21 protein-coding genes are annotated in these 26061 nt (G+C 40.9%); 9 read left to right on the top strand and 12 right to left on the bottom strand.

Annotated elements, in window-relative coordinates:
* Positions 1-27: 27 nt before the first annotated feature.
* The 4 genes from FKV42_RS08190 to trxA all read right to left on the bottom strand — a co-directional run bounded on the left by FKV42_RS08190 (position 28) and on the right by trxA (position 7798).
* Positions 28-2676 (bottom strand): PAS domain S-box protein, encoded by a 2649-nt coding sequence (locus FKV42_RS08190; RefSeq protein WP_196214092.1) that lies wholly within the window; start codon positions 2674-2676, stop codon positions 28-30.
* Positions 2677-2826: 150 nt separating this feature from the next.
* Positions 2827-4842, bottom strand: coding sequence for a HAMP domain-containing methyl-accepting chemotaxis protein (locus tag FKV42_RS08185; protein ID WP_196214091.1), 2016 nt, complete (start codon positions 4840-4842; stop codon positions 2827-2829).
* A gap of 1117 nt (positions 4843-5959) precedes the next feature.
* Positions 5960-7396 (bottom strand): methanogenesis marker 14 protein, encoded by a 1437-nt coding sequence (locus FKV42_RS08180; protein WP_154809741.1) that lies wholly within the window; start codon positions 7394-7396, stop codon positions 5960-5962.
* A 9-nt stretch (positions 7397-7405) separates the two neighbouring features.
* Positions 7406-7798, bottom strand: coding sequence for a thioredoxin (gene trxA, locus FKV42_RS08175; protein ID WP_154809740.1), 393 nt, complete (start codon positions 7796-7798; stop codon positions 7406-7408).
* Positions 7799-8050: 252 nt separating this feature from the next.
* On the opposite strand from trxA, the gene FKV42_RS08170 reads away from it, so the two are divergent.
* The 5 genes from FKV42_RS08170 (at position 8051) to FKV42_RS08150 (ending at position 12986) form a co-directional block, all read left to right on the top strand.
* The gene (locus FKV42_RS08170) at positions 8051-9073 is read left to right on the top strand and encodes a restriction endonuclease (protein WP_154809739.1); all 1023 of its coding nucleotides are present in this window, start codon (positions 8051-8053) and stop codon (positions 9071-9073) included.
* A 72-nt stretch (positions 9074-9145) separates the two neighbouring features.
* Positions 9146-9355: a heavy-metal-associated domain-containing protein gene (locus FKV42_RS08165; protein WP_154809738.1), complete on the top strand. Its 210-nt coding sequence runs from the start codon at positions 9146-9148 to the stop codon at positions 9353-9355.
* Positions 9356-9392: 37 nt separating this feature from the next.
* Positions 9393-12161: a heavy metal translocating P-type ATPase gene (locus FKV42_RS08160; RefSeq protein WP_154809737.1), complete on the top strand. Its 2769-nt coding sequence runs from the start codon at positions 9393-9395 to the stop codon at positions 12159-12161.
* A 15-nt stretch (positions 12162-12176) separates the two neighbouring features.
* A complete protein-coding gene (locus tag FKV42_RS08155; RefSeq protein WP_154809736.1) occupies positions 12177-12407 on the top strand; it encodes a hypothetical protein in 231 nt (76 codons plus the stop codon).
* Positions 12408-12461: 54 nt separating this feature from the next.
* Positions 12462-12986: a GNAT family N-acetyltransferase gene (locus FKV42_RS08150; protein ID WP_154809735.1), complete on the top strand. Its 525-nt coding sequence runs from the start codon at positions 12462-12464 to the stop codon at positions 12984-12986.
* A 20-nt stretch (positions 12987-13006) separates the two neighbouring features.
* On the opposite strand, the gene FKV42_RS08145 is transcribed toward FKV42_RS08150, so the two are convergent.
* From FKV42_RS08145 to FKV42_RS08135, 3 genes are all read right to left on the bottom strand, one after another.
* Entirely contained in the window at positions 13007-13990 is a 984-nt protein-coding gene (locus FKV42_RS08145) for a radical SAM protein (RefSeq protein ID WP_154809734.1), read from the bottom strand.
* Between the two features lie 130 nt (positions 13991-14120).
* Complete coding sequence (locus tag FKV42_RS08140; protein WP_154809733.1) at positions 14121-15056, bottom strand: CAP domain-containing protein; 936 nt, start codon at positions 15054-15056, stop codon at positions 14121-14123.
* 275 nt (positions 15057-15331) lie between these two features.
* Positions 15332-16186: a 4Fe-4S binding protein gene (locus FKV42_RS08135; RefSeq protein ID WP_154809732.1), complete on the bottom strand. Its 855-nt coding sequence runs from the start codon at positions 16184-16186 to the stop codon at positions 15332-15334.
* A gap of 259 nt (positions 16187-16445) precedes the next feature.
* Between FKV42_RS08135 and FKV42_RS08130 the strand changes: the two genes are divergently transcribed.
* Positions 16446-17606, top strand: a complete 1161-nt coding sequence (locus tag FKV42_RS08130) for a Coenzyme F420 hydrogenase/dehydrogenase, beta subunit C-terminal domain (RefSeq protein WP_154809731.1) — start codon at positions 16446-16448, stop codon at positions 17604-17606.
* A gap of 67 nt (positions 17607-17673) precedes the next feature.
* Positions 17674-17985: a hypothetical protein gene (locus FKV42_RS08125; protein ID WP_154809730.1), complete on the top strand. Its 312-nt coding sequence runs from the start codon at positions 17674-17676 to the stop codon at positions 17983-17985.
* 77 nt (positions 17986-18062) lie between these two features.
* Here the strand turns inward: FKV42_RS08125 and FKV42_RS08120 are convergent, their stop codons facing one another.
* Positions 18063-19742, bottom strand: coding sequence for a TolB-like translocation protein (locus FKV42_RS08120; RefSeq protein ID WP_154809729.1), 1680 nt, complete (start codon positions 19740-19742; stop codon positions 18063-18065).
* Positions 19743-20017: 275 nt separating this feature from the next.
* Positions 20018-20395, bottom strand: coding sequence for a winged helix-turn-helix transcriptional regulator (locus tag FKV42_RS08115; RefSeq protein WP_154809728.1), 378 nt, complete (start codon positions 20393-20395; stop codon positions 20018-20020).
* A 147-nt stretch (positions 20396-20542) separates the two neighbouring features.
* Here FKV42_RS08115 and fae point away from each other — a divergent pair, with 147 nt between their 5' ends.
* Complete coding sequence (gene fae, locus FKV42_RS08110) at positions 20543-21046, top strand: formaldehyde-activating enzyme (RefSeq protein ID WP_154809727.1); 504 nt, start codon at positions 20543-20545, stop codon at positions 21044-21046.
* 117 nt (positions 21047-21163) lie between these two features.
* Here fae and FKV42_RS08105 read toward each other — a convergent pair whose 3' ends face one another.
* The 3 genes from FKV42_RS08105 to FKV42_RS08095 all read right to left on the bottom strand — a co-directional run bounded on the left by FKV42_RS08105 (position 21164) and on the right by FKV42_RS08095 (position 24952).
* Positions 21164-21973, bottom strand: coding sequence for a nitroreductase family protein (locus tag FKV42_RS08105; RefSeq protein ID WP_268865980.1), 810 nt, complete (start codon positions 21971-21973; stop codon positions 21164-21166).
* Between the two features lie 114 nt (positions 21974-22087).
* A complete protein-coding gene (locus FKV42_RS08100) occupies positions 22088-24625 on the bottom strand; it encodes a TolB family protein (RefSeq protein ID WP_154809726.1) in 2538 nt (845 codons plus the stop codon).
* A 141-nt stretch (positions 24626-24766) separates the two neighbouring features.
* Positions 24767-24952 carry a hypothetical protein gene (locus FKV42_RS08095; RefSeq protein WP_196214090.1) on the bottom strand — a complete coding sequence of 62 codons (186 nt, stop codon included), beginning with the start codon at positions 24950-24952 and terminating at the stop codon, positions 24767-24769.
* A 210-nt stretch (positions 24953-25162) separates the two neighbouring features.
* Between FKV42_RS08095 and FKV42_RS08090 the strand changes: the two genes are divergently transcribed.
* Positions 25163-26047: a transglutaminase-like domain-containing protein gene (locus tag FKV42_RS08090; protein ID WP_154809725.1), complete on the top strand. Its 885-nt coding sequence runs from the start codon at positions 25163-25165 to the stop codon at positions 26045-26047.
* The last annotated feature ends 14 nt before the right edge of the window (positions 26048-26061 follow it).

Here is a 26061-nt window from a genome sequence, read left to right as displayed (position 1 = left end):
TGATTGGTTGACAGTCTTGGTGCCTGCTCATTGCAACATCTCGCATTCAGGGAATGATGTTGGTCCCCTTCTATCCAATGATCTCTCATATTCCGAGAGTATCTCGAACAGCCTCGTCTTATCCACAGGTTTGGTCAGGTGAGCGATTGCACCCAATTCTGCTGATCTTTTCACCTCGTCGAGCACCGAGACCATGATCACAGGGATGTTGCATGTAACCGCATCAAATTTAAGATGCTCCAATGTCTCCCATCCGTCCATATCGGGTAAAACGATACCAAGAGTTATGGCAAATGGCCTCAGAGTCCTTGCCAGGTCAAGTGCATCGTACCCGTTATAGGCACATATGACCCTGTATCCTGCTGTTGTCAGAGTGAGAGTTAACAATTCACTGCACTTAACATCATTATCCACTACAAGTATAAGTGGTGCATCTTCAGTAGAATTGTCAGAAGCCATTATTTCAACATCACCGATGGCATCCTGTCCGATCAGATCCTGACCTGAAGTGAGATTGTTATCGGTAATTTTGCAGTCATCCTGTCCCTCATCCTCTATCCCGGATACGGGCCCACTCATCTGAATGTTGAAACCAAAGGTGCTCCCTGCGCCTTCTTCGCTATCAACCCATATTTCCCCACCGTGCATTTCCACAAATCTTTTCGTCAGGACCAGACCAAGTCCGGTGCCTGCGTAACGCCTGGTAGAGGCAGAGTCGATCTGGCTGAAAGGCTGGAATAATTTCCCCTGATTTACCTTTGAGATGCCAATCCCTGAATCCTTTACAAAGAAAACAACACTATCGGTCCATGATCGTACCTTGATCATGATAGAACCCCTTTCGGGTGTGAACTTAATAGCGTTGCTTATCAGATTATACAATATCTGTTTTATCTTGCTCTTGTCAGCATTTATCTGGATATTGCAGGGTTTTACATCAGTGATCAGTTCCAGATCCTTCTTCGATGCCAGTTGATTCAACAGCATAATTACTTCATCAAGTGCATCCCTGACAGGGAATTCTTCCGGATGCAGTATCATTTTTCCGGCTTCCACCTTTGAAAGATCAAGGATATCATTGATCATGTCCAGTAAATGATTACCGGCAGTGGATATATTCCGGATGTACTTTTCCTGCCTTTCTTCAAGCGCTCCACACGCCCCTTCAAGCATTACATCCGAAAAACCTATAACAGCATTTAACGGAGTTCTCAGTTCATGGCTCATATTTGCCACAAACTCACTCTTTGATCTGTTGGCAGCCTCGGCATCATATTTTGCCTCGACGAGCATCATTTCAGCTTTTTTGCGCTCGGTGATGTCACGGGCTATGACAAGTATCACGTCATTTCCATCGTATTCAAGAACACTTGCATTTATTTCTACAGGTAATAAAGTCCCGTCCTTCCTGACAAATTCAGCCTCAAAAATGGAATGTTCTTCGCTGAGGACCCTGGTCCTCATCTCTCCAAGAACTACACTCTGTTCGGAGGAGCAGATATCATGAACCCTCATTTGAAGCATTTCACTGCGCATGTAACCCAATTGCTCATGAGCGACATGATTCACTTCAAGGAAGTGACCTTCATAATCTATCATCAAGATAGAATCATTGGAGTTATCAAAGATCATCTTGAATTTCTGTTCCGATCTCTGCAAGGCTTCTTCAGCAATCCTCTTATCAGTGATATCAACAATAATGCCCTGGTCACGATATTTTATACCATTGTGTCCATGCCCTATCATTGAGCGTTCATTCACCCAGTGCACCTGACCGGTACTGCCTATTATCCTATATTCCCTGTTGAACTCTTTATGTCCATTTTTAATACATTCCTGCAGACCGGCAAAGTAGCCTTTACGGTCCTCAGGATGTATGATATCCTTATAATGGAGCTTTTCTGAGCTGAAGTCGTCCATGGAATAACCGAATATAGAGATGTTCTCTGAAACCTGCTTTACAGGATGTAACTCTTTGTCCTCCCACATGATCGCTACCACAGGACTGTTCCTGTAGACCGATCTCTCTTCACCTATCTGTCTCATCATTTCCGGCGTGTAGCGAAGGTGCTTCCTGTATTTGTTGCTTAACAGGTCCTTCAGGAAAACCCATCTGTCATCCGTCTTCAGAATGAAACTTTCCCTCCTGTCCATCATCTCAAATATCTCATGTGCTGAAAATGCATCCATAGGACAACTGCACATGACATTTGCATCATTTCCACAAACAAGACTCTCAATACATTCCCTGCAATTATTGATACATGAGAAAACCTGCCCTTCAACATCACAAAGGTCGATGTTTATCCGGCACCCTGAAAAACCATTGGCAACTGCATGTTCCTGTTTACAGCCAAGGATATCCTTCATATTTTCAGAGAGGAACTCAGGGTCATTGAAAATCGAAGGGCCTATATTAATAAGTTCAAATTGTGAGGACTGTATATACGGCTGGATATCCATTCCTCTTTCACTGAAGATCGCTCTTAGTTCATCATGATCGATGGAACCCGTTGTGAAAAAAGTACATAGTTCATTCTTACCGAGAGCTGAACCGAAGTAATTTGTAAGAAGATCGGCTATTTCAGTTCTGTTCCTGTAAATAGCTGTTAACGGTTTGTCAGAAAATAGAGATATATCGTTCCCATCAGCTTTTTTTACAGGTTTTGGTAACATATGTTTTGCTCCTGTCATAGCGTATAAGCATTACTGGAAATAATAATTATTGTATATCAATTTTACTTTATTGAAATCAAATGTACTTGCCTTATAGAGAATCATATTAACATAATAACCTACATTCGTAAAATTATAAAAGAAAGGCTTTTAGAGCCTTTCTTCAATCTGGAACATAGATGTAGCCTTTTCCAGTTCATCAGCTTTTTCAGCAAGGGCTTTTATGGATACTGCAAATCCCTGCACTCCTTTGTTCTGATCATTAATCGCATCTGAGACACATTCAGATCCTGCTGCAGACTGGTTTGAAATATCTGCAACTTCTTCAATAGCAGATGTTATCTCTTCAATCGAAGCAGATTGTTCTTCTGCAGCAGCAGCAATGTCCTGAATCATTATGGTCACTCCGGCTATGGAACTGACAATGTCCCCTATAGCCCCTGAGGTCTGTTCAATGGAAGCTACACCCGTTGCAACCTCATCAGTTCCGTTCTTCATAGAGGAAACTGCATGTTCAGTACCTTCCTGAATCTCATGTATGAGATCTGCGATCTGCTGTGCAGCTGAACCGGAGTCCTCCGCAAGTTTACGGACCTCATCTGCCACAACCGCAAATCCACGTCCATGCTCACCGGCCCTTGCTGCTTCAATCGCTGCATTGAGTGCCAGAAGGTTGGTCTGGTCTGCAATGTTGGTGATAAGACTTACTATCTCACCGATCCTCATGGATTTTTCATCCAGATCACTAATGACATTTGCAGAATTCCCAACTGCCTGCTCTATCCTCTGCATCATGGCAGAAAGTTCTCGGGAAGTACTACCTATCTCCTCTGCCAGATTGTTCGCATTGTTTGCATCCACTGCAGCTTGTTGGGCATTCGTAGCTATTTCCTGGATGGTTCCGGTCATATCGCTCATTGCATGGGACACTTCTTCTGTCCTTGATGACTGATTATTGGTACCTTTTACGATCAACGATATACTTTCAAATATCTGTTCTGATGCAGCTGCCATTGTTTCCATCTCAGAACTGTTTCCCTGAAGTTGCCGGGTCATTGTATAGGAAGCTGTCTGTATCTGCCCTACAAGAGAACGGAGCCGTCCTCCCATTGAATTGATTGCTTCTGAAAGCTGTCCAAGTTCATCCGTGGACTCGTCATCAAGAGTTATTGTCAGGTCGCCATCAGCTATCTTTTTGGTTGCATCGAGCATTTTACCTACAGAACTTGTAATGTTGTTGCTTATGTAGACACCTGCAGCCACTGCCACCAACATTGCTCCGACAAGAAGGATCACAAGAAGATACAGGGCATTGTTAGAATCTGCGTAGGCTTCTTCGCTGACCTCATTTATCTGTGCTTCCTGTGATTCGGTAAGGGTTGCAAGTTCAGATGTCAATTGTTCGGAGTCCGATTCGAACTCGGAATAGGCCACCTTTTCAGCAGCATCTGCTTCAAGATAGAGACCATACTGCTCAAAAACAGCCAGACCTGCGGGCTCGAACTCTTCATAGAATTCCCTGTAATCCTCGTAATTGTCTAGGGCCTTTATCTCAGCACCGATCTCATCAAAGTTATCTTTTTCCTCAGCTTCACCTGTGATCAGATAATCATTGAATGCCATTGCCTGTGCCCATACAAGATCAAGAGCTGTAGTATCACCTTTCTCTTTGGCAAGCTCCATGAAAGGTTCACCGGCTGCATCAGCACCTTCCATCATACCCATACCGGTGTCTCTCTGTATCACGTTCTGGTCATGTGCATCCATCAGGCTATAGCCAGTTTCCTCGAAATCCACCATCATAGTACTTATTGTAGCAAGTGTCTCCCTATCTTCAGGTTCATCAAGAAGCGTGTCAAGTTGTTCCTGACTTACTTTCATATCCGCAAGCCCCTCTTCAAACATGGCCTTCCCGTCCTCCTCTCCTGCAAGGTAAGAAGAAACACCCCTCATACTCATCTCGGATGCCGTGGACATCTCATTGGCGATTACTGCTGCAGAGGCATGCTCTGTGACAATATGCTCGATGTCATGGTTTACGCTGTTTATTCCCGAATAGCCGATATATCCGATGATCGCCATTAAAAGAATTACCAGTCCGAAACTTACCATCATTTTTTGTTTCAATGGTATGTTATTTAATTTCAATACCTTTTTTATTTCCATTATATTCCCCTCGTTGGGCATAATTATTAGTTACTTAGATGATATTTGTATTCGTATATACTAATCTAGCATATATATTTATCGAATTATATTTTCTGCTGTTAATAATATGAGGTTGGGTCGAATAAAACTCGATGAGCCTTCCAAAAGGAGTTATATTCATCCATGAAATTAACCAAAAAAAGTGCACATGTAATGGAAAACAGGCCATTGAACTGGAATTATAATTAAAGATCCTTACTAATACAACAGGAAGGATTTTTGAGAATATAACCTTCCAATACCCACATTCAGCAGTAACTATAAAAATGATATAGCTAAGCACAACTTGCTTTTGCCTGTTTACAAGCTGAATATTCACAATTATGCAATAGTGACAAATAGGGCAAAACATGTTAGGGATAATTTGAAGAGCCCTATAGGTCAATGCTGATTCTACTTATAAGTATATATAATTTTGCTAATAATATTTAGTTTCAATAATAAGGATTGTTGATTTGCAGTTGCATCATCGATGCTACCCACATACCATTATTGCACTCCGGCGTAATGACCTACATACGCTACATTGGAAATAAATACCTATTATGTATATACAACATACATCATTAGTATTTTTACTGCTATTACCAATATTCCTAACAAAGTACCCTCGGATGAAACTCTCATCTCAAATACATTCCATAGTTATCAAAAATAGGGATAGAACTCTAAACTGAAATTATAATCAAGCGAACTCCGCCCCTTCACGAGAAAAAAGCAAAAGATATAAATTTCCGTTATGCCAAACTGGAAAATAATCAACAATAACAGAGGTAGGATATTTTAAAGTCAAGGTACAATTGACCATATGTTCGTTGCTTTATGCTTTGCAGGTAGTTAAACGAATCATTTGTGATCGCTTATGAGGTGCTATTTTGAAAGGTGCAAAACCCAACAGGCATGACAGATCTATGAAAAAACATGAGATCGAGTTCCAAAAAGAAATGAAAAGGCAGCAGAAGAGAAGAGCTTAGAAATTAGTTTTGTTATAGCTGTTTTTAAACCTACTTCCAAAATAAAGGTAAATATTAACTGGCAGGTATCCTGCCAATTCATATTATTCTTGTTCTGAACCTTACTTGTTCTGTAATTTAATACGCTGTGCCAGAATACATTTTCCACCCCTCTTACCACCCAGTGGATTGAATGTCGTTCCAAGGGAATTCATGCATCTTGCCATTACAGCAGCACCACGTGCAAGACCATCATCTACGAATACCACGTGCTCTTCGATATTGTGATTTATTCCAAGCTCATGGAGATATTTAAGTACCAGCTTTGGTTTGTTTCCTGTGATACCTGCCCTTCCGGTGATACCTATTGCACTGTCCTCAAAGACAATACCTTCATCCTGTGCAACCTTTACAAGACGCTGTACAACACGTGCCATTACTTCATCAATAACAGCAAACAAAACCTTCACATTGTGCTTTTCATATATCTCAGCACCAAGCTGTGCAAGTTTATCAAGATCTGAACCGTTCTCACCTACATCACAACCAATAAGAACAACATTAATAGCATCTGCTGCTTCGGAGTTTACCGGTACACTACCATATCTTGTACGCCCTTTGGGCACTTTCTCAATAACAATATAACTCAGTATCTTTTCAGCATATTCCATTACAACCTTGCTTTTAAGTTTGAGTGCAATGCCATCAAGGGATTTGCCATCGAAAATGTCAAGTGCAGTACCTTTTTTGGAATCAACCATGCCGGTTCCCTTAATAATAGTATCAGGAATTGCGCCTGCATAACCACAGAAGTTGCCTATGGTCTTTGCATAAGGGAGATCAGGACTGATAATTCTGCCGTCGAGGGTTGTACCGAAATCCATTGACATACATGGGTTGCGGAAATCAACATCCACCCACTTTGCACCTTCCTTGATTCCGGCTGTTGCAAGCTCACCTTCCATCTCATTAGCAACGATCTCAACACCTGTCGCACCGACAGGAGGAGTTACACTTGCCACCGCACCGTCAAATATAACTTTCTCAAGTTTGGAATATTTCTGGAACCGGTCTGGGATATTTGAAATTGACATTGGTGGGGTCATTCTGTTTGGTGGAACACCTGCCAGAAGACAACCGTCTGCCAATGCCTTGATGAATTCTCCAACCTCATCAGGGGAATCAAAACCCGCTACAACACCGGTTGAACGGACTACAAAATGAACGTCAGTTTTTATGTCAAGATTTGCCTCTTTTACCGCACCCAGAAGAGTATTCTTTACAAGTTCGCCAACAGACTCCCTTGTCAGTTCAACACCATTGAGTGTTTTACCAAAAACCTCTTCCCCGGGTTTTGGAGGACGGACATCCCTTGTCATGCTGACAGTCTTTTTTACAAGTCTGGTTTTACCGTCTTCAAGATTGGTTGCGGTAAGGATGCACTTTGTGGTGGTGTTACCCACTTCTACTGACGCTACAATAAAATATGATTTTGATTTGTCCTTTAAATCAAGTAAACGGACTGAAGGGCTTTCTGCAATTCTTGGTTTATGTGACATTTATATCCCTCAGATGTAAGGTTGAAGTTTCTGGATAATATTCTGTTTTGGGACAGCACCTATAAGTTTATCGACAAACTCACCATTTTTGAATATCAGCATTGCAGGAATGCTGGTGATTCCAAACTTTATGGCTGCCATTTTTTCCTCGTCCACATTCAGTTTCCCGAACACGACTTTCCCCTGCATTTCAACAGCCAGTTCGTCAAGGACCGGAGAAAGCATGCGACATGGACCACACCAGGGTGCCCAGCAGTCAACAAGAACAAGCGGATATTTAGACACAAACTCGCTAAAGGAAGCGTCATTTATTGTTACAGGGTTTGAAGGGTAGTCCTTCTTCTCCAGAGATTCTTGCAGTTGCTGCATTCTTTTCTGCCTGATAGATTCTATATCATCCATTCGATTCACCCTTTTGAATAATATAATTTACAGATATTTAACTGTAGACATGATTTAATATAGATGTGTTAATTCTTCCTACAATCTATCTTCAATGCATTTAAGTTTTTGCATGGTTGTGTGGAAACTCAACAATACCATACATAATAGGCCAAAACAAATAAACATAAAAAAGATAGATATTTGATTATAAATTTACTATAAATCAGAATAGAAGAATATCAGACAAATTCGTATTTTAGGGCTAGAATAATGGCAAAATGGACTGTTGAGCACCTGCTTGAAACTGACCCACAGGATTTTGAGGTTTTGCTTTCAAAACTATTTTCAAAAATGGGATACCACACGGAACTTACCCAATACTCCAGGGACAAAGGAATCGACCTTGTGATCAGGATAGAGAATTTTGGTCTGATACACACATGGAATGTTCAGGCAAAAAGATACACAGACCCTGTTGGTGTAAAAGATATCAGGGAATACAGCAGTATCAGGTATCGTGACCATGTGGATGGCGTCATAATTGTTACAAGTTCATCCTTTACAAAGGAAGCTATACAAGAAGCAGCACAGCACAACCTCAAACTAATCGACGGCTATCTGCTTGTTGAGATGCTAAACTATTATCTTCCAGATGAGTGCTCAAATTCTGATATACAATATGGAAATGATAAATCAGAAAAGCAGGAAGGAAACAACGGCGGAGCAATTCTGAAAAGAGGAGAACAGATTCTTGCCAGTGAAACTGTAATGTTAGGTAACGAAAAATTTACACTTAAGATCACTAACAAAAACATATTTTTGCAAAGAATAAGTTCAGGCCTGTTCTCAAAACGTTCGGACATTGAGGAACGTATCGAACTGAAAGACTTTATAGGAATGCACTGTGAATCCGGCCGTATAACCCTTGTAACAGGAAAAAAGAAACTCAAATTATATCCACTCAGTTCAAGAAAACTGCAGGCCATAAAAGAGATACTGGAAAGTATGCGTCCGGAATACGTCAGAGGAGAGCACCTTATCCTTTCATCCAGAAATGGAGCAAATCTCACTTTACTCACAAATAAACGCCTTATTTTTCTGGATACTGCAGGAACTGCCGAGCTAGAGATACCTAACAAAAAGATAGTTGGTGTGGAATTAAAAGGTGGATTCCTAAAAAAAGAGCAACTTATTGTATCAGAGGATTCCAGCAACATGAAGAAACATTTCCTGTTGGTTGAAAATCCTGCTGAGTGGAAAGAAATGATAGAACAATGTGTGCGAACCGCATGACTAAATGCAAACAGTTCACAAACGTGAAACCTATATAATTAGTACACCTTATAAACATATTGGGGCAAAATCATGACAACTGAAGATATCAAAATAGAAGGTATGATGTGCGGACACTGCCAGGCAAATGTGGAAAAAGCCATAGGAGCTATAGAAGGCATCAGTGAAGTGAAAGTTGACCTCGCAGCAAAGCAAGCTACAGTAACCTTTGACCCTGATGTTGCAAGTCTTGATGCCATCAAGGCAGCAGTTACAGATGCCGGTTACACCGTAATAGCCTGATAAATGAAAATCCTGTTACAATTCTTTTTTTCTGCAAATGAAAGCTAATATCAAAGTCTATGGCATGACGTGCATGCATTGCCATAAGCGCGTCACTGATGCAATATCAAATCTGGAAGGAGTGAACTCTGTAGATGTAAGTCTTGAGGATGAGGACGCATCTGTTGATTTCAATCCGGATGCAATAACTCTTAATGAAATCAAACAGGCAATCACAGCAGCAGGATATGAAGTTGGAGAAGATACCTGCACAGTTCCGGAATCTGAAGATGAAGCTGCATGTCCAATCTTAATAAAGTATGACGAAACAGAAGATAATAAAGTAGAAGCAGGTTCTATAAAGGAAGTTTCATTCAAAGTATCAGGAATGCAATGCTCCGCTTGTTCCCAGAATGTTGAAAGAACTTTGAAGAAGATGGATGGCGTTACATCGGCTTCAGTAAATCTGCCAATGGAAAGAGCATCAGTAAGCTATGACCCAGCACTTGTCAGTCTTGAAGATATGGAAAAAGCCGTTGATGTAATTGGTTACCATGTTGTCAGGGACAGAGTTGTACTTGAAGTTGGAGGCATGAAATGTGCCGCCTGTTCGCAGAATGTAGAAAAGGTACTTAATAGACTCAAAGGTGTGAGCTCCGCAAATGTGAATATCACAACCGGAAGAGCACAGGTAGAGTACAATTCATCACTTGTCTCAGTTGATGAGATGAGAAAAGCTATTGAAGGTATAGGATACACCGCCTCTTTGCCGGCTGACCGACATGAAGCTGAAGACAGGGAAAGAAAAGAAAGAGAAAAAGAGATCAAAAGCCAGAGAAATAACCTGCTGATATCCATTGTAATTCTTATCCCCATAATGCTTGGAAACATGAGCAACATGTTCCCTGCATACTTTGGATTTGTACCTGATTTCTTTTCAAACAAGAACCTGCTGTTCCTGCTGGCAACTATTGTAATGGTGTTCCCAGGAAGACAATTCTTTGTCGGCACCTACAAAGGCCTGAAGCATGGCGTTACCGATATGAACCTGCTCATTGCAACCGGAACAGGTGCTGCTTATGTTATCAGTATCGCAGCTACCTACCTGAACCTTGGTCCCGGTTACGAGCATGTGTACTATGACACCGCTGTGATGCTTATCACTTTCATAACACTTGGCAGATACCTTGAAGCAAGGGCAAAGGGAAGAACATCCGAATCCATTAAAAAGCTCATTGGACTTCAAGCAAAGACCGCACGTATCATCGTTGCAGATGAGGAAAAGGAAATTCCTGTTGAGGATGTACAGGCTGATGACATTGTTTTTGTAAGACCCGGCGAGAAGATTCCCGTTGATGGGGTTGTTATCGAAGGCTCCTCTGCAATTGATGAATCCATGATAACAGGTGAGAGCATACCTGTTGAGAAAAATGTCGATGACATGGTGATAGGTTCAACCATCAACAAGTCTGGTGCACTGAAATTCCGGGCAACCAAGGTCGGTGCTGACACTGCCCTTGCAAGAATTATCGAGCTTGTGGAGAACGCACAGAACTCGAAAGCACCAATACAGCGCATTGCTGATGTTGTTGCAGGTCACTTTATTCTTGTCGTGCACGTAATCGCACTTGTTGCATTCTTCTTCTGGTATTTCATTGGATACGAAGCATTCAATGCTGCCGTTAATTCAGGAATTGAAAGTCCGTTCCTGTTCTCACTGCTAATCTCAATCACAGTTCTTGTAATTTCATGCCCATGTGCCGTTGGACTTGCAACTCCTGCCGCCATCATGGTTGGCACAGGAAAAGGAGCCGAGAATGGAATTCTTATCAAAGGCGGAGAAGCCCTTGAAACTACACTGAAAATCGATACCATTGTGTTTGATAAAACAGGCACACTCACTAAAGGCAAGCCTGAACTTACAGATGTGATACTAACCGCCGGACACGCGGAAGATGAAATACTTGCAATTGCAGCAAGCGCAGAGAAAGGCTCCGAGCATCCTCTGGGAGAAGCTATTGTAAAGGCCGCCGAAGATAAAGAACTCACCCTGAAAAGCGTTGATCATTTTAATTCAATCGCAGGACACGGAGTTGAAGCTACGATTGATAGCAGCAGAATACTGCTTGGAACCCGTAAGCTCATGGAAGATAATAGTATTGATGTGTCTTCAATCAACGAAAACATGGAAAAGCTTGAGTCCGAAGGCAAGACTGCCATGATAGTTGCAACAGAAGGTAGCGTAATCGGACTTGTTGCCGTTGCAGATACACTCAAGGAGAACTCAAAGGAAGCAGTTGAGAAACTTCAGAAGATGAATATTGAAGTTGTGATGATAACCGGAGACAACAGGAGAACTGCCGATGCCATTGCATCACAGCTTGGTATCAAGAGAGTGCTCTCAGAGGTTCTTCCCGGAGACAAGGCATCTGAGATCAAAAAACTACAGGATGAAGGCATGATTGTTGCAATGGTAGGTGATGGAATAAATGATGCACCTGCACTGACACAATCAGATATCGGTATTGCAATGGGAGCGGGAACCGATATTGCAATGGAGTCTGCACAGATAGTCCTGATAAAGAACGACCTCAGGGATGTACTGGCTTCTATCAGGCTCAGCCGCCTGACTATGAACAAGATCAAGCAGAACCTGTTCTGGGCATTTGGATACAACAGTATTGGAATTCCCCTTGCAGCAGGGATTCTTTACCCATTTATTGCAAAGATCGTCATAACACCGGAACTTGCAGCGGCTTTCATGGCCATGAGTTCCGTATCGGTTACAACCAATTCACTGCTAATGAAGAGAAGCAGGATAAAATAAAGAGGAGATGAACGTATGGATAATATTTTGGAGAATAAAGGAAAGTATGCTTTTATTGCCAGCGTTGCCTCTTCACTCGTACTTGTGGTTGTTTTTGCAGTTCTGTCAATTGCGGTTAATAATTCCAGAACCGTACCGCTCTATAGTCAGGTTGATATCATTGCAGGTATGATCTTTGTTTTTATTCTCAGTATGATAGTGGCAGCTTCTGTATGGCCCGGAATTATTGAGAAAAGGATACGATGATGTCCGGTAGTTGTGACTCTTTTTATAGATGCATTCACTTATCAGATATATAGAATGCTAATTGTTACTGATAATTTTACATTGAGAGAATGGAAAGAAAGAGATGCAGAAAGGCTGGCCTCTATTGCAAATAACAGAAAGATAGCCAACAACTTGAGAGACGGATTTCCTCACCCCTACTCAATTGAAGATGCAAAACAGTATATTTCATTTGCCAGACTGGAAGATGCAGACTCTAAACAGATTGCCATTGAAATTGACGGCAGAGTTGCCGGAAGTATAGGAGCTTATTTCAAGGAAAACATACATCGGAAAAATACGGAAATCGGATATTTTCTGGCTGAGGAGTACTGGGGCAGGGGAATAATGCCAAAGGTAGTCAGATGCATGACACAGTATCTTTTTGAGAACTATGACATTATCAGGGTTTATGCGCAGCCATTTTCCAGGAATACAGCCTCTCGAAGAGTGCTTGAAAAAGCAGGCTTCAGATGTGAAGCAATTCTTAAAAACAATGTAATCAAGAATAACGTTGTACAGGATAGCTGCATATACGCTGTTCTGAAAGAGGATTTATAAGTTTGATTCTTTTTTGAGAGTTAATCTTCAAAATCAATATGAGGATTGATGTCACATCCAGTACACGGCAGGCACATCGTCTTAAAAGTATCTGCACGCAAACCTGCTTCATCCAGTTTCTCTTTCAGGAAACGGTTAAGATGAAGTAATCTTTCTGCAGACGGTCTTTCTATTGTAACCTCGCCTTCGCGCAGAGGGTGCTTTGCGGCTGCCCTGAGAATCGGAACAACACCGATTGAAACAAGCTCTTCAATTCCCTTTTTTGCAGATTCATCAGTTTCTCCAAGACCGATAATGACATTGGAACAAACCTTGTTTTTTCCAAATACCTTTACTCCTTCCCTGAGAGCATCAAGCAGATATTCGAGTTCCTGTTCAGGACATAATTCTGCGTGGAGTTTGCGGTCCATTGTCTCAACGTTGTATTTGAGCTCATCAGCACCTGCAAATTTTAGTCTGCAGGTTGAATCCTCGGTAGGATAGACTGAAACTCCGATTGGTACATTGTACTTTTCCCTGAGCCTGCGGATAAGTTTTTCAGCTCTGTCAACTTCATCTTCGGCTGAGATTTCCACACCGGAAGTAATTGAAATAGCTTTCATCCTACCAGTCTCGTTGGCTTCTGCTATCATCTTAAGCATTTGCTCCATGCTCTTGACCTTACCGTTGAGTTTGGGAACCGGACAGAATTTGCAGTCATAGATGCATTTCTCGCACATGGTTATGAACGCCTGATCAGGACAGTGGATAAGCTCTTCTTCAATAATACCTCTGGCAATCTCTACTCCATCTTTTCTTATTACAAGCGCCTCGCCTTCCATTTTAGCTTCCAGAGGGGAATTCTCTTTTACAGCAAGACGGACACGGTGTCCTTCAGAGTTGAAAAAGAAAGCAATGTTTCCTGCTCCGGGACCTGCTGTGGGAATGGTTAGCCAGTGGATAAGTGAGGGGTCCATATTTACAGAACCCACAGAAATAAGTTGAGCTTTGGTTTCTGCGTTCATGAGTGCTCCGATACCAGAATAATGGTCGTTTTTTCTGCCGGAAACACATAGAATTCCGGCATGTCTTTAGTGTGATATAGGAAAGATACAAATCAGGGATACTTTATTGTTTCCCTGAAACATTTTTAAACTATTTGTTATACACCTGTGTAAATGCCCTAAAATCAATAATGTTTATCAAACCATCATCATTGAAATCTGCCCATTTGCTTGATTCGATGGTTGCGCTTTTATAAACCTGCGCAAATGCTCTAAAGTCAATAATGTTCACTTTACCATCATTATTGGAATCCCCTTTCATTTGGACAGTTTCTTCTGTGACAGTCCACGTCCACTGAGTCACTAAGTCTTCACCTTGATCTGATGCTGTTGCCTTTACCTGATAAGTTCCGCTTGCCGGGGGAACTATTTCACAATAAGAAGACACAACATTATTATCGACCTTAATGGTCTCATCATCAAATAACCAGGAAATATCACATTCGATGTTTGTGTTGATGGAAAATACCTGAGTAGATCCATCAGATTCAGTTATACTGCTTGTTGGACTTTTGCTTGTTACCTGTAAAGAAGGAGTTGCTGAATCACTCCAGCCAAAATCCTGAGTATACATGGCAACGTTGCTGTAACCGGAGTATTCACCAACCCAGATACCGATTCCAATCTCGTTGTAATTTGGATTTAAAATATTTGCCCTGTGCCCTGGAGAATTCATAAGACCCTCATGGGCTGCAATGAGATCCGGAGGATAACGCATAGCAATGTTCTCACCTGCATATAGGATATCATAACCTGCATTTTCCATCCTTACTGAAAAAGAAGTACCATCATAGGAATCATGAGAAAAGTAATCTTTTTCAATCATTTCTTTGCTGTGCTCACTTGCAACATCGTTCAGGATTGCATTGAAGCTTAGTGGTTCAAGATCATATAATGCTCTTTCCTCGTTGATAAGATCAAGCATTTGTTGCTCTTCTGATGCATATTCGTTTTCTGAACCTGTAACCCCGTTACTTATGATTAATAAGAAGAACAGAGCGATAAGTCCTTTCGTTAATAATGACATGTGAATCAAATACCCCTTAAGATATAAGGTAAGAATAAATATGATTACATATATAAATATGGTCTTAAAAAAAGGAGACTGTGTCGAAATCAGGATAAAAAAATCAGTGTACCTTCATCACTCATTATTAGTTTTATGAGAGAAAAATGTGTCAGGGGACTGATAAAAGCCCCCGCTATAAAAGGACAGAAACGCAATACCTGATGACAAACTCTTAAGATTACTTTCACGTTTGCACACAAAAGAGGAATACGTTATCTCTGCGACAATCAAAGCTACATTATTGTTTCCCTGAAATCATCAAGGCCTACCCGATCGATCACATCACCGAGTCTTTCGCCTTCCAGAGCATTTTCACGATAGTAATTCACGGATTTTTCAAGTACATCAAAAACAACCGACCGGTCTGATGTCCTGAGTAGCATATCACCCATACGTGGCTTTTTACCTACTTTACCACCGACAAATATTGTGAATCCCTGTTCCCTACTTTGAATGGCATCTTTTCGGCATGCCCTGATACATGAACCACAGGACACACATTTATGCATATCCAGATAGAGACTTCCATTCTCTATTGTTATGGCTGATGTACCACATGCTTTCTCGCAAGCTCTGCACATTACGCAATTTTCTTCCACAAAAATCGGTTCAGAGAATCCCATGATACCAAAATCATTCTCCTGAACTTTAAGACATGATGCAGGACAACCTGTTACTGCTATCTTGAATTTATATGGAACAGGTTCTGCAAAATAGAGCTTATCTATTTCTTCGCATAGTCCCTGACAGTCGATGAGGCCTCGTTTGCACACTCTGTCTCCCTGACAGGCAACTACAGCACGTATTTTTTTGCCTGAAGCTCCAGGCCCTATGTCATTAGAATCCATTTCATTTCTGGCGGCTTCGGTATTATCCAGATGGACGAACGGAATTTCAATTCCCTGGCGGGAAGTTACGTGAACATAGCCTTTGCCATAACGGTCTGCTGCATCTGCAACTGCCCTCAGGTAGTCGGATGTCAGATTTCCACCCGCAGCATGCAGGCGCATTGAAAAGAAATCTTCCTGCCTCTGGGAAAGGAAACCTTTCTCCTTGAGCAGGTCTTTGTTTGTGTTGGTTTTTACCATTTGGGTCACTTCTGTTCCAGTTGGTATTTTGTTTAATGAATTATGTAATGAAATGCACATTCAGTAATTTAAAAACAAGTCTAGTTGATATGGCATATCGTGTAAAAACATTATGCCTCAAAATTTCTCATAAATAATAATTATAACTAATAATCATTATGCAGCGAACCATCATGATTATTAAATTCAAATTTAGTTTTATACAATAAGAACAATGTACACATTATACTAAGGACATCCGCGATCCTGGGAGATTACGATGCCTATCGATCCTATATGTAAAAATAAGGTGCAGGAAGATAACTCATATTCTGCAAATTATGCAGGAAAAAAATATAGTTTCTGCTCGCCTGAATGTAAAGATAAATTTGATATTGTTCAAAAGAGAGTCGTACGCCTGAAGAAGTCCATAGCTGAACAGGAAAAGATCTCTTTTGGAAAGCTCAGGAAAGATATTATCAAGCCTGGAATCTGTACTCTTTGCGGAGCCTGCGCTGCTTCCTGTGATTCTATTGTTATTAAGGATGAAACACCCACTCTTGTAGACAAGTGTACAGCATGTGGTGTTTGTTACAACCAGTGTCCAAGAACCATTACTACTGAAAACGGGCTGGTTGGTAAGCTGCGTAACGCTTACTGTGCAAAGTCAGCTCTGCCTGAGATTAACGGCCAGGATGGCGGCGTTGTGACTGCCATGCTTGGATATGCACTGGATGCAGGACTCATTGACTGCGCTATTGTAACCACCAAATCAGAAGAAGAGCCCTGGAAACCTGTTCCTATTGTTGCAAAGACCTATGAGGACATCCTTGAAGGTTCCGGCAGCATTTACAGCCATAGCATGACCCTGAAGGCTTTGATGGACGCGGTAAAAGAGGGCATGAGAAGCATTGCTTTTGTCGGACCAAGCTGTAATATCGATGCGGTCACCAAGATGCAGAAAAGTCCGCAGGGTTTCCTGCACCATTTCATGAGAGCAAATATCCTGAAAATGGGCCTATTCTGCATGGATACTTTCTACTACGAAGGTATCAAAGAGTTCATTGAGAACAGGGATATGAAGCTTGCAGATATTGAATCGATGAAAATCCGCAAGGGCAAATTCGAGTTCCAGACACAGGATGAACTCAGGGTTTTCCCGCTTGATGAGTTTGACCAGTACAGGAGCAGTTCATGCAAATACTGCACCGACATGGCGGCTGAGAATTCAGATATCTCATTTGGAGGTGTGGGTACCCCTCAGGGTTGGACTACAGTTCTTGCACGTTCCAGCATTGGATATGAGATTTTCAACGAGGCAGTGGACAATGGTTATATTGATGCCCGTCTGCTTGAGGAAAAGGAGATGAAAAATGCCATGAACCTCGCAAAGATGAAGAAGATACAGATGTATTCTATCAACCGCCGGCAGAATATATAATATTTCTCCATATTATTTTTAAGATTTTGCAATAACTTTTTATAATGTCTATGCAAAATATTAAGGCATGAGTGAAAACAGATTATCATGGGCCCCTTCTATCAGTAAAAAAAAAGTAATAACCTGTTTTATTGCTTCGGGATGGATTTTTATTGCACTTATTGCTGCTACAGCCATGAGAATAGTAAATTATCACGAAGTAAAATACTTGTTCTGGGGCATATCAATAAGCTTTCCCGTATGGATATTTTTCATTGCAAACCCAAATGCCCGGAACTTGAGTGATGTGGATGAAAAAAAGCTTATCATAGCAATGATAGTTACTTTTGCTGTCTTTGTAATTGTAGCCTTGGCAGCCGTACTGAATGGAAATATTTGAAATTGTTGTGTTCAATGTGATTGTTTACGCAGTGACAGTGCATTTGATTGGAAGAGAAGGACGTTAGTTAATCGCCCCTAATTTCCCTGTAACCACTTCCAAAAAGTACCAATTCTCTCATTGAAAGAAGAAGCAATGTTATCATTTCCCGTTTCTGACTGTTTATTCCTTTCATTAGTAACCTCCACTTCATCGGGAACTGAACTGTAAGTGTTGTTTCCTGTTGATGTGGCTGCCTGATCTTCAAAACCCTGAAGTTCCAGGATGTAACTATCAACAGCTATTGAATGTCCTGAAGGATTCAGACCAATTGTTTCAGGATACTCTATTGGTGATGGAATTGACCACGTTTCATTCGTAGCGGTATTGAGATATGAAATCTTTGCATCTGAAACGAAAATAAGATTGTTACCTTCCAGACTGTAATATGACACATTATCTATTGTCATCTGATTCTGCCCGCTGAGCAAAGTAAGATTATACATTCTGGGGTATGATGGCACATCCGGATCTAAGTTTCGACAGATAGCAAGGACACAACCATTTTCACTAACCACTGCATCAAGGCTAGAATCGCCTGTGAACAAATTATCTATATCTCCATTTATTGAAAGTGAAAATAATTCATATGAGTCAACAGAGCTCTTCATAGCTAAAAGTCTTTCACTGTCCGGGTACCACTCCTCAATACTTCCATAATCTAATACAGGTATTTTAACAGGTGTTTCTGCATCCAAATCTTTGAGGTACACACCATTACAAAGGGTGCCATCTTCTTCTGAATGACTATTTTGAATGAATACCAGCTTTTTACTATCGGGACTCCATTTTACAGAATAAAAATGTGCATCCTCTACGGAATAGATCTGGTTAATAACTCTGTTTTCAATGTCTACAAGAAACATTTCTTCATGGAATTTGGTATAATTCTCTTCCAACATCGAGAATACTAGTTTGCTCCCGTCACCTGATAATGCAACATCGCTAATTTCGAAATAATTATCACCTATGCCTAAACTGAAATTAGTATTCTCTTCCAGATCGTAAACAACTAAGTTTCCCGGGGTAAAAGTGATAATTTTGTCTTCCACCGATGACCATTTAAAATTAACAGGCATCTCAGATAATGCTCCATTTACATCTATGTCCTGATCGATTTTATGAACTGGCTGAAGATCATTTGACATTATTACAAGCCGGGAAGATGTTACCCGATACATTCCCCCTGTTGATTCCTCAACATATGCAAAATAATCACCAGAGTAACTCCATACAGGTGATCTAATTACCTTACCTTCACTGGATTTTGATTCTCCCCATGAAACACGTTTTAAATTAGAACCGTCTGCATCTGCAATATAAAGTGCATATACCCTGGCACTGCCAAAATCCCCTCCCCCTATTATGTGAAGAAAAACAGATGTCTGAATTAACATCTGATCACCATCCGGACTCCAGATTACATTAAAATAAGGAGTCGTGTTTTCGTCATAGCCTTCATAAACATCAGTATCCACAAGACTGAGCAGGTCTTCACCTGCTGTCTGTTGAAGGTCTGCTACAATAGTTGCATTTAAATGTTCCGTATTACTACTTGCAACTGCTGGCTGAAGAGAGAGACAGGCCAGAATAATCAGGACAAATACTGGAATCCTGAATCTTAAAATACATGCAGAAATTGAAGCAGACTTTTTCCGGTCATAATTACCGGGAAATATTTTTTTTGATGATTTTGCGTTTGTATTGGATAATTTCATAATATCGCCTCATATTTGTCAAAAGTTAATTGGATGAAACGAATGATTAATTTTGACTGAAACGACCTTATGAAACGTTGCATTTAGATGAGACAAAGGCGCAGGGTTTAGAAAAGCCAGGAGAATTGAGGATCTACATAGAACGGCGACGGAGGAGGGGACGTTCAATTATATGTTCTTTAAGGGCGTGGGGAAAAATAACAGGGAATACGGAGTAAGTCCGCATCATCACGCTTTCCACGGAAAAAAGTGAAGTATACCAGAAATGAGTATTTTCAATCCTCTATATTCAACAGCTCTTTAGTTAGTTCATAGCTGTGCTCCGTACATTCAGGAGTTAACTCATCAGCACACTCCCTGTATGCAAAACCAGAGAGTTCATAGAGCACTTTATTCAGGTTTTTTCCTTTATCGGTCAGGTGATATTCTATGGTAACCGGTGTCTTGGATACGATGACCTTTTCTATCAACCCGTCCTGCTCCAGTTGACGCAATTTAGTAGACAGCACCTTGCTGCTAAGCTTTGGATTACTTTTTAAGAATTCATTGAATTGCTTTTTTCCACAGAACATATCCCTGATGATGTTGAGCGTCCATTTCTTGCTTATTAGTTTTATTGCCATGTCTATAGGACTGCGTTCCAGGTCTCCCATGATTTCTCACCAGGTTACCAAATGGTTAGAATAAGTATTTACATGTTCTCATAGTAGGTATTAAGTGAAAATAAGGGTCGGTAGAAATGACTTATGTATGACAAATCATACAATGCATTTCTCAGGAGTCCTGATTGAGGAGATAATATGACAAAGATAATAAATAGTCTGGTAGGCGAAGCCTTGGTTGGCGAAGGACCGGAAGTTGCTCACATAGACCTTGTGATAGGAAGAAAAGGAAGTGCTGTTGAGAACGCATTCATGAATTCACTTGCAATGCCAAGACAGGGACATTCTCCTTTACTTGCTGTACTTGAACCGAATGTTACACCAAAACCAGCAACACTCCTTGTAAACAAGGTAACAATAAAGAATGTGGCACAGGCATCCCTGATGTTCGGACCTGCTCAGGCATCCATTGCAAAAGCTGTAATGGACAGTGTGGAAGAAGGAGTTATTCCAAAAGATGAGGCTGAAGACCTTCTTATCATTGTTTCAGTATTCATCGAGTGGGATGCTAAAGACAAGGATAAGATCTACGAGTTCAACTACGAAGCAACGAAACTTGCAATCAAACGTGCAGTTGACGGAATTCCTACCGTTGATGAAGCACTTGCTAAAAAGGACAGTGCAGCACACCCATTTGCATAAATGAAATGTTCCTGCAAGACAATTGCAGGATTTGCTTACTTTTTTGATGAAATGCTGTTTTACTTGTTCAATTAAAAGTTCTTTTCTAAGGGCATTCAACTAAGTTTTGAAATTGCATTATTGCCACATAACTTCAAGTGGCTTCCTGCGTGGAATGCCATATATCTTATACTGGGGATTTCCGAATAATATTGCGTAAGCGCTTTTTCTTCCTTCCGGCAGGCCAAGTTCTTCCTGTAGAGGTTTGTAATCTGTTGCAGCCGCTGCAACAAAGCCAGCCCAGCAGGTACCTACTCCAAATGCAGGAGCTGTGATATCGAAATGGGTTAACGCGATTATGGCATCGACAGGTGCAATCGGATTTTCTTCAGGAATGTGTGCAAAGAGCAGATGCGGAGCATCCCGGCAGATGACATCGTGGCCATGTTCCCATGCTGAAATAAATGCAGGTACGTAGGCACTCATAGGATGAGAGGTATTCACAAGGCTTTCCATCCATTCGATTGTGAGTCCGGCAATCTTCCTGACTCTTTCCGGGTCGTGAACAACGAGCCACTGAACCGGCTGACCATTGGTTCCTGATGCAGCGTAGCGGGCAATGTCAAGGATTTCAAGTATTTTTTCCCGTGGAACAGGATCTTCTGTAAAATGCCGAACAGACCTGCGTTTCTTAAGATAAAAACCTATATTCTCTGTAGAGATATCACCAGCACCGGCAGGCAGGATAATTTTCTCATCCGGGCGCATGTTCAGAAGCAGCGCCTGAGACGGACAGAAAGCCTCGCAGTGTCCACATTTAATGCAGCGAAGTATGTTTGCTTCCTGCACCTGTGGAAGATTTGACTTTTCATCTAATTCGATAATACCTAGCATACATATCTTTGCACAAATACCGCAGCCTGTGCAAAGATCCTGATCAACAATTATGTGAGTAATGAGTATCAGCTCCTGATGAAAAGCGGATATGCAGATACATAACCGGCTCTTTTTGTGATAGATATGAACCTGCAATATTCATTTACTTTTCTCTTCCAGTCCAATTTAAAAAAAACTGTAGATATAGTTCAACAGCTTATGCAAAACATTTGAATCATCGCTTACAGCTTTATCCCCTTCCAGCTTAACTACCCATGACCTACCATCCTTAATACCAGCAGCAACATAACCATTGTCTGATGTCTGTTCAACGGAAGAGAGTGTACAATTAGAGAACTCTTTAATCCATTCCTTGTTTCCATCGGCATCTGTTTTAAGTATGAAAGCAGAACCTTCCACACTAAATCCCCATGAATCGTTATACATTCCTGCAATAACATAACCATTATCAGAAGTTAATGATACACAGAATGCCGAATCATCCATTGGTCCACCATAGGTTTTGTTCCATTGTTCATTACCAGATTCATCAGTCTTGATCAGCCAGATATCATAATTGTTTGTTTTATTCACTACCATTGTTCCGGCAATTATGTATCCGTCATCACTAGTTTGTCTTACAGGATGTAAATCCACTTCTATAAGCTCTGAATATATTTCCTGGCCAAATGTAGTATTCCATTCCCTGACCCCATCCCTGTCATATTTTGTAAGATTGATATCCATGTCAACTAAAAGGTCTAAACCATTAGGATCTGGTTTTTCATACTCTATGATATCAGCAATAATGTAACCTCCATCACTGGTACGCTCAGCTACATACTCTAGATAATCATCATGGCTGATTTCATCATCAATTTTGCTCCATTCTTCATTTCCATCTTTGTCGACTTTTAAAAGATAGGGTTGACCAAACCCATTGGGAAATGAATAACCTGATAATGCATATCCTTCATCTGACGTTTGCTTTGCCACAAAGCCCCACTCTGCATACTTATCTCCATAAGTATTGTTCCACTCAATGTTCCCTTCTTTATCGAGCTTAACCAACCATACATCTTTGGAACCCTCTGCAAGAGATTTTGATGTACCTGCAACTATATACCCACCATCTGATGTTTGTTCCACACTTCTTAAAACGTCAGCATTAGCCACTCCTAAAGATATATTCCATTCTTCTGATGGAGCTTCTGGAGAGATGGTATTCAATGATCGTTCCTCAAAACCCTCAAAGCTGACGACAAGCAATTCCTGCTTTGTAAAATTAAGATCATATCGCGTGATCAGCATCCTGCTTCCGTCAGGGCTCCAGCCATCAAAAGAATACGAACAATCGTCATCAGGAGATATCTGGGTTATTCCGCTGCCATCAGAATTTGCAATACATACTCTGGTGGTATATATCTTACCTACAGAATCACCTGTTTCAAATGCAATATAATCACCGGAAGGATGCCATGAGAATGACTGCCGCAAAGGAATATCCACCTTTGCGGAACCATCTGCATTTATGATACCGTCTGAGACTGTTATTTTATCCCCTTTCGGACTCCAGGAAACCCCTGCCAGATAAGCAGGATATCGGTATTCTTTTTCCTCAAGCAGTTTCTGGTTATTACCGTCTGCATCAGCAACATAAAGGCATGAATTAGTGGAATATTTACCGCTGGCAAATGTGGTCGTGAACAATATCCGTCCATCCGGACCAATGATGAGAGAATCATCTAAGCTCCCAGTGCTCATCTTTGTTATTTTACTGTCATTCAGTCGCACGACATATTGTGAAGAGATTCCATCATCAAAGCTCGAATAATAGATCATACTATCATCCAGACTCCAGCCAATAAGTCTATCCGCATTCGAAGCAAGTTTCTTAAGGCTGCTTCCATCATGTTTGTCGATAATCCATAGGTCTTCTCCAGCGAAGGCTATTCTGTTACCTTGATGATTCCACATACATTCATCTATACTTTCTTCAATGGAACTGTTGGTTAGCTGGTTCAAAAAGGAAACGTACTGATCAGTCACATGCAATTGGCCATCGATTATCACAGCTGCATCTGTCCCATCAGGTTCCCATTCCAACCCATGTACACGACCTATGTCTGTAGAATTTACCCTTATGGAATCCACCCCGGACAAACCCGTACCTACAGATCTTACGACATCACCATCAACGTCTGCAATACAGACAATTCCCATGCCTGCTGCCCCCACAAAAGTCTCACCATTTATGACGACAAAAGTATTGTTCACACGAACAACATTTGCATTAAATGCGAAACTGTCACCGGCAGAGTTCCACCGGGCTATTTTAAAATATTCATCTGCTACTAATTCCAGTGACCTATCCATGGTGTTATTTCTGGTTGCTATAATCTCTTTGGGCTCAGTACCATCTGCATTTACAAGATAGAATGCATCCAGTTCGGGCTCACCTAACGGAGCGTATCTTGTTAGTACCAGAACCTTGCTGCCATCAGGACTCCAGCAACCAAGCAGGGTTCGATCCGTATAAGTTACATTTTCATCTCTGGCAAGTTCCTCAAAATAAGAATCTGTTACGTTGGATATTGAAATTACATCTGAAACTTCAAGAGAGTTTTCTGTTTGTTCCTTTAGTGCAGCCGATGTTCCGGCTGCACATATGAACGATACCATAAATAACAGGATTATAAGGCTGAATTTGAACTTCCGGTCCATCGTTGATCCTCAATGACAATGTTGCTGCAAGTACTGAAAAGAAAAAGAAAGAATCGGATTCTTTATCAGACTGTTTACATTATACAATTTATCAAATGTACATAATAATTATGGCCAATGTTCCAACTGTATCAATGAAAGTTACTGAAACCCATTAACCTGATTCCCTGTCCTCGTCACAAACGTATCCCTCTTAAAAAACTCTACCTCAAACCCATTCTCAATCAACAAAAAAATAAGTTCTTTCTCAGTAAAATAATGAGCAGTATAAGCAAATTCACCGGTTATCTCATCATTGGCTAAAAATGAACCCTCTTCCTTTGTCACTGGCAAATCCCTGAGGTAACGTTCACGATAGATTTGCGAATGCCACAAAGTAATTGTTTTGTTCCACGTAAAGCTGCAAAACACTTTACACGACTAATTTTTGTTATAAATAACTAATTTATTGTAGTGATAACTAAAATTATATAAAAGGAAGGGAGTTATAGTTAACATACCAAACAGAATTCATGTAGTCAAATAGGGCTAAATACTATGAAAAAATCGATACTTCTTATTTTCCTGGTAGCAATACTGATGTTTTCGGTGTATGCTGCATCTGATGAAGACGATGATTCAACTACATCTTTTTCTTCTGTATCTCTTGAAGAAAATGTTTCAGACAATATGAGATCAGAAGATACAATAAATGCTGTTCCTTCAAACACTCTTTCTGAAAATATCCTTATGGATCCAGTTCCATGGATACAGCAGGAAGCGGCTGACAAAAAAGAACTCAAAGATTTTATTCAGGCCAATCCTCCTGAAACGACAGGTGATTTACGGGTTCAGGAATATGTAACACCATACGCTGATGCTGTGCAGGACTATCTTAGGGATGAAGACTTTGATGACGCAGATGAGATATATAAGACTGCAGTTTCATGGATATGGGTATCTGATGCTACCCTGAACAACCAGCCGGATGGATGGCTCACTCCTACGGAGTTTCTGCAGGATACTCCGGACTTCGATTCAAACCCTGTGTCAGGTGAGATCGTGAGTGATTGTGCCGAACAGGCTAATACTCTTGCATCGTTACTGATGGGCTCCGGTGAATATGATGAAGATACCTTAAGGGTTGTTATGGGTCAGGTAACTAGCAGTAACATTAATGGTGGACATGCATGGGTCGAAGTCTACGAGGATGGGGAATGGTTCCCTGTGGATGCCACAGTAGGTCCGTACTATGACGATGACCTTGAGGAAGTGGTCTATCCTGACAATTACGAAGATATTGACTTCGATTACTTCCGGGATGAAAACTACTCTGTGGTAGAACTCTGGTATTATTATAACAATAAATACATCATTGATATAAGTTCAGGTACAGGAGATGCACCTGATAATTGGTATTCTATTCCTCACAGTTATTATTAATTTTTTCATCTTCT

The sequence above is a fragment of the Methanolobus vulcani genome (assembly GCF_006546655.1).
In the GTDB taxonomy this organism is placed as follows: Archaea; Halobacteriota; Methanosarcinia; order Methanosarcinales; family Methanosarcinaceae; genus Methanolobus; species Methanolobus vulcani_A.
Note: the sequence above shows the minus strand (reverse complement) of the source record. Positions and strands in the feature narration are given on the sequence as shown.

What these genes read in the sequence shown, in the direction of transcription:
- FKV42_RS08190 (WP_196214092.1), bottom strand. Translation starts at nt 2,676, where the DNA reads ATGTTACCAAAACCTGTAAAAAAAGCTGATGGGAACGATATATCTCTA.
- FKV42_RS08185 (WP_196214091.1), bottom strand. Translation starts at nt 4,842, where the DNA reads ATGGAAATAAAAAAGGTATTGAAATTAAATAACATACCATTGAAACAA.
- FKV42_RS08180 (WP_154809741.1), bottom strand. Translation starts at nt 7,396, where the DNA reads ATGTCACATAAACCAAGAATTGCAGAAAGCCCTTCAGTCCGTTTACTT.
- trxA (WP_154809740.1), bottom strand. Translation starts at nt 7,798, where the DNA reads ATGGATGATATAGAATCTATCAGGCAGAAAAGAATGCAGCAACTGCAA.
- FKV42_RS08170 (WP_154809739.1), top strand. Translation starts at nt 8,051, where the DNA reads ATGGCAAAATGGACTGTTGAGCACCTGCTTGAAACTGACCCACAGGAT.
- FKV42_RS08165 (WP_154809738.1), top strand. Translation starts at nt 9,146, where the DNA reads ATGACAACTGAAGATATCAAAATAGAAGGTATGATGTGCGGACACTGC.
- FKV42_RS08160 (WP_154809737.1), top strand. Translation starts at nt 9,393, where the DNA reads ATGAAAGCTAATATCAAAGTCTATGGCATGACGTGCATGCATTGCCAT.
- FKV42_RS08155 (WP_154809736.1), top strand. Translation starts at nt 12,177, where the DNA reads ATGGATAATATTTTGGAGAATAAAGGAAAGTATGCTTTTATTGCCAGC.
- FKV42_RS08150 (WP_154809735.1), top strand. Translation starts at nt 12,462, where the DNA reads ATGCTAATTGTTACTGATAATTTTACATTGAGAGAATGGAAAGAAAGA.
- FKV42_RS08145 (WP_154809734.1), bottom strand. Translation starts at nt 13,990, where the DNA reads ATGAACGCAGAAACCAAAGCTCAACTTATTTCTGTGGGTTCTGTAAAT.
- FKV42_RS08140 (WP_154809733.1), bottom strand. Translation starts at nt 15,056, where the DNA reads ATGTCATTATTAACGAAAGGACTTATCGCTCTGTTCTTCTTATTAATC.
- FKV42_RS08135 (WP_154809732.1), bottom strand. Translation starts at nt 16,186, where the DNA reads ATGGTAAAAACCAACACAAACAAAGACCTGCTCAAGGAGAAAGGTTTC.
- FKV42_RS08130 (WP_154809731.1), top strand. Translation starts at nt 16,446, where the DNA reads ATGCCTATCGATCCTATATGTAAAAATAAGGTGCAGGAAGATAACTCA.
- FKV42_RS08125 (WP_154809730.1), top strand. Translation starts at nt 17,674, where the DNA reads ATGAGTGAAAACAGATTATCATGGGCCCCTTCTATCAGTAAAAAAAAA.
- FKV42_RS08120 (WP_154809729.1), bottom strand. Translation starts at nt 19,742, where the DNA reads ATGAAATTATCCAATACAAACGCAAAATCATCAAAAAAAATATTTCCC.
- FKV42_RS08115 (WP_154809728.1), bottom strand. Translation starts at nt 20,395, where the DNA reads ATGGGAGACCTGGAACGCAGTCCTATAGACATGGCAATAAAACTAATA.
- fae (WP_154809727.1), top strand. Translation starts at nt 20,543, where the DNA reads ATGACAAAGATAATAAATAGTCTGGTAGGCGAAGCCTTGGTTGGCGAA.
- FKV42_RS08100 (WP_154809726.1), bottom strand. Translation starts at nt 24,625, where the DNA reads ATGGACCGGAAGTTCAAATTCAGCCTTATAATCCTGTTATTTATGGTA.
- FKV42_RS08090 (WP_154809725.1), top strand. Translation starts at nt 25,163, where the DNA reads ATGAAAAAATCGATACTTCTTATTTTCCTGGTAGCAATACTGATGTTT.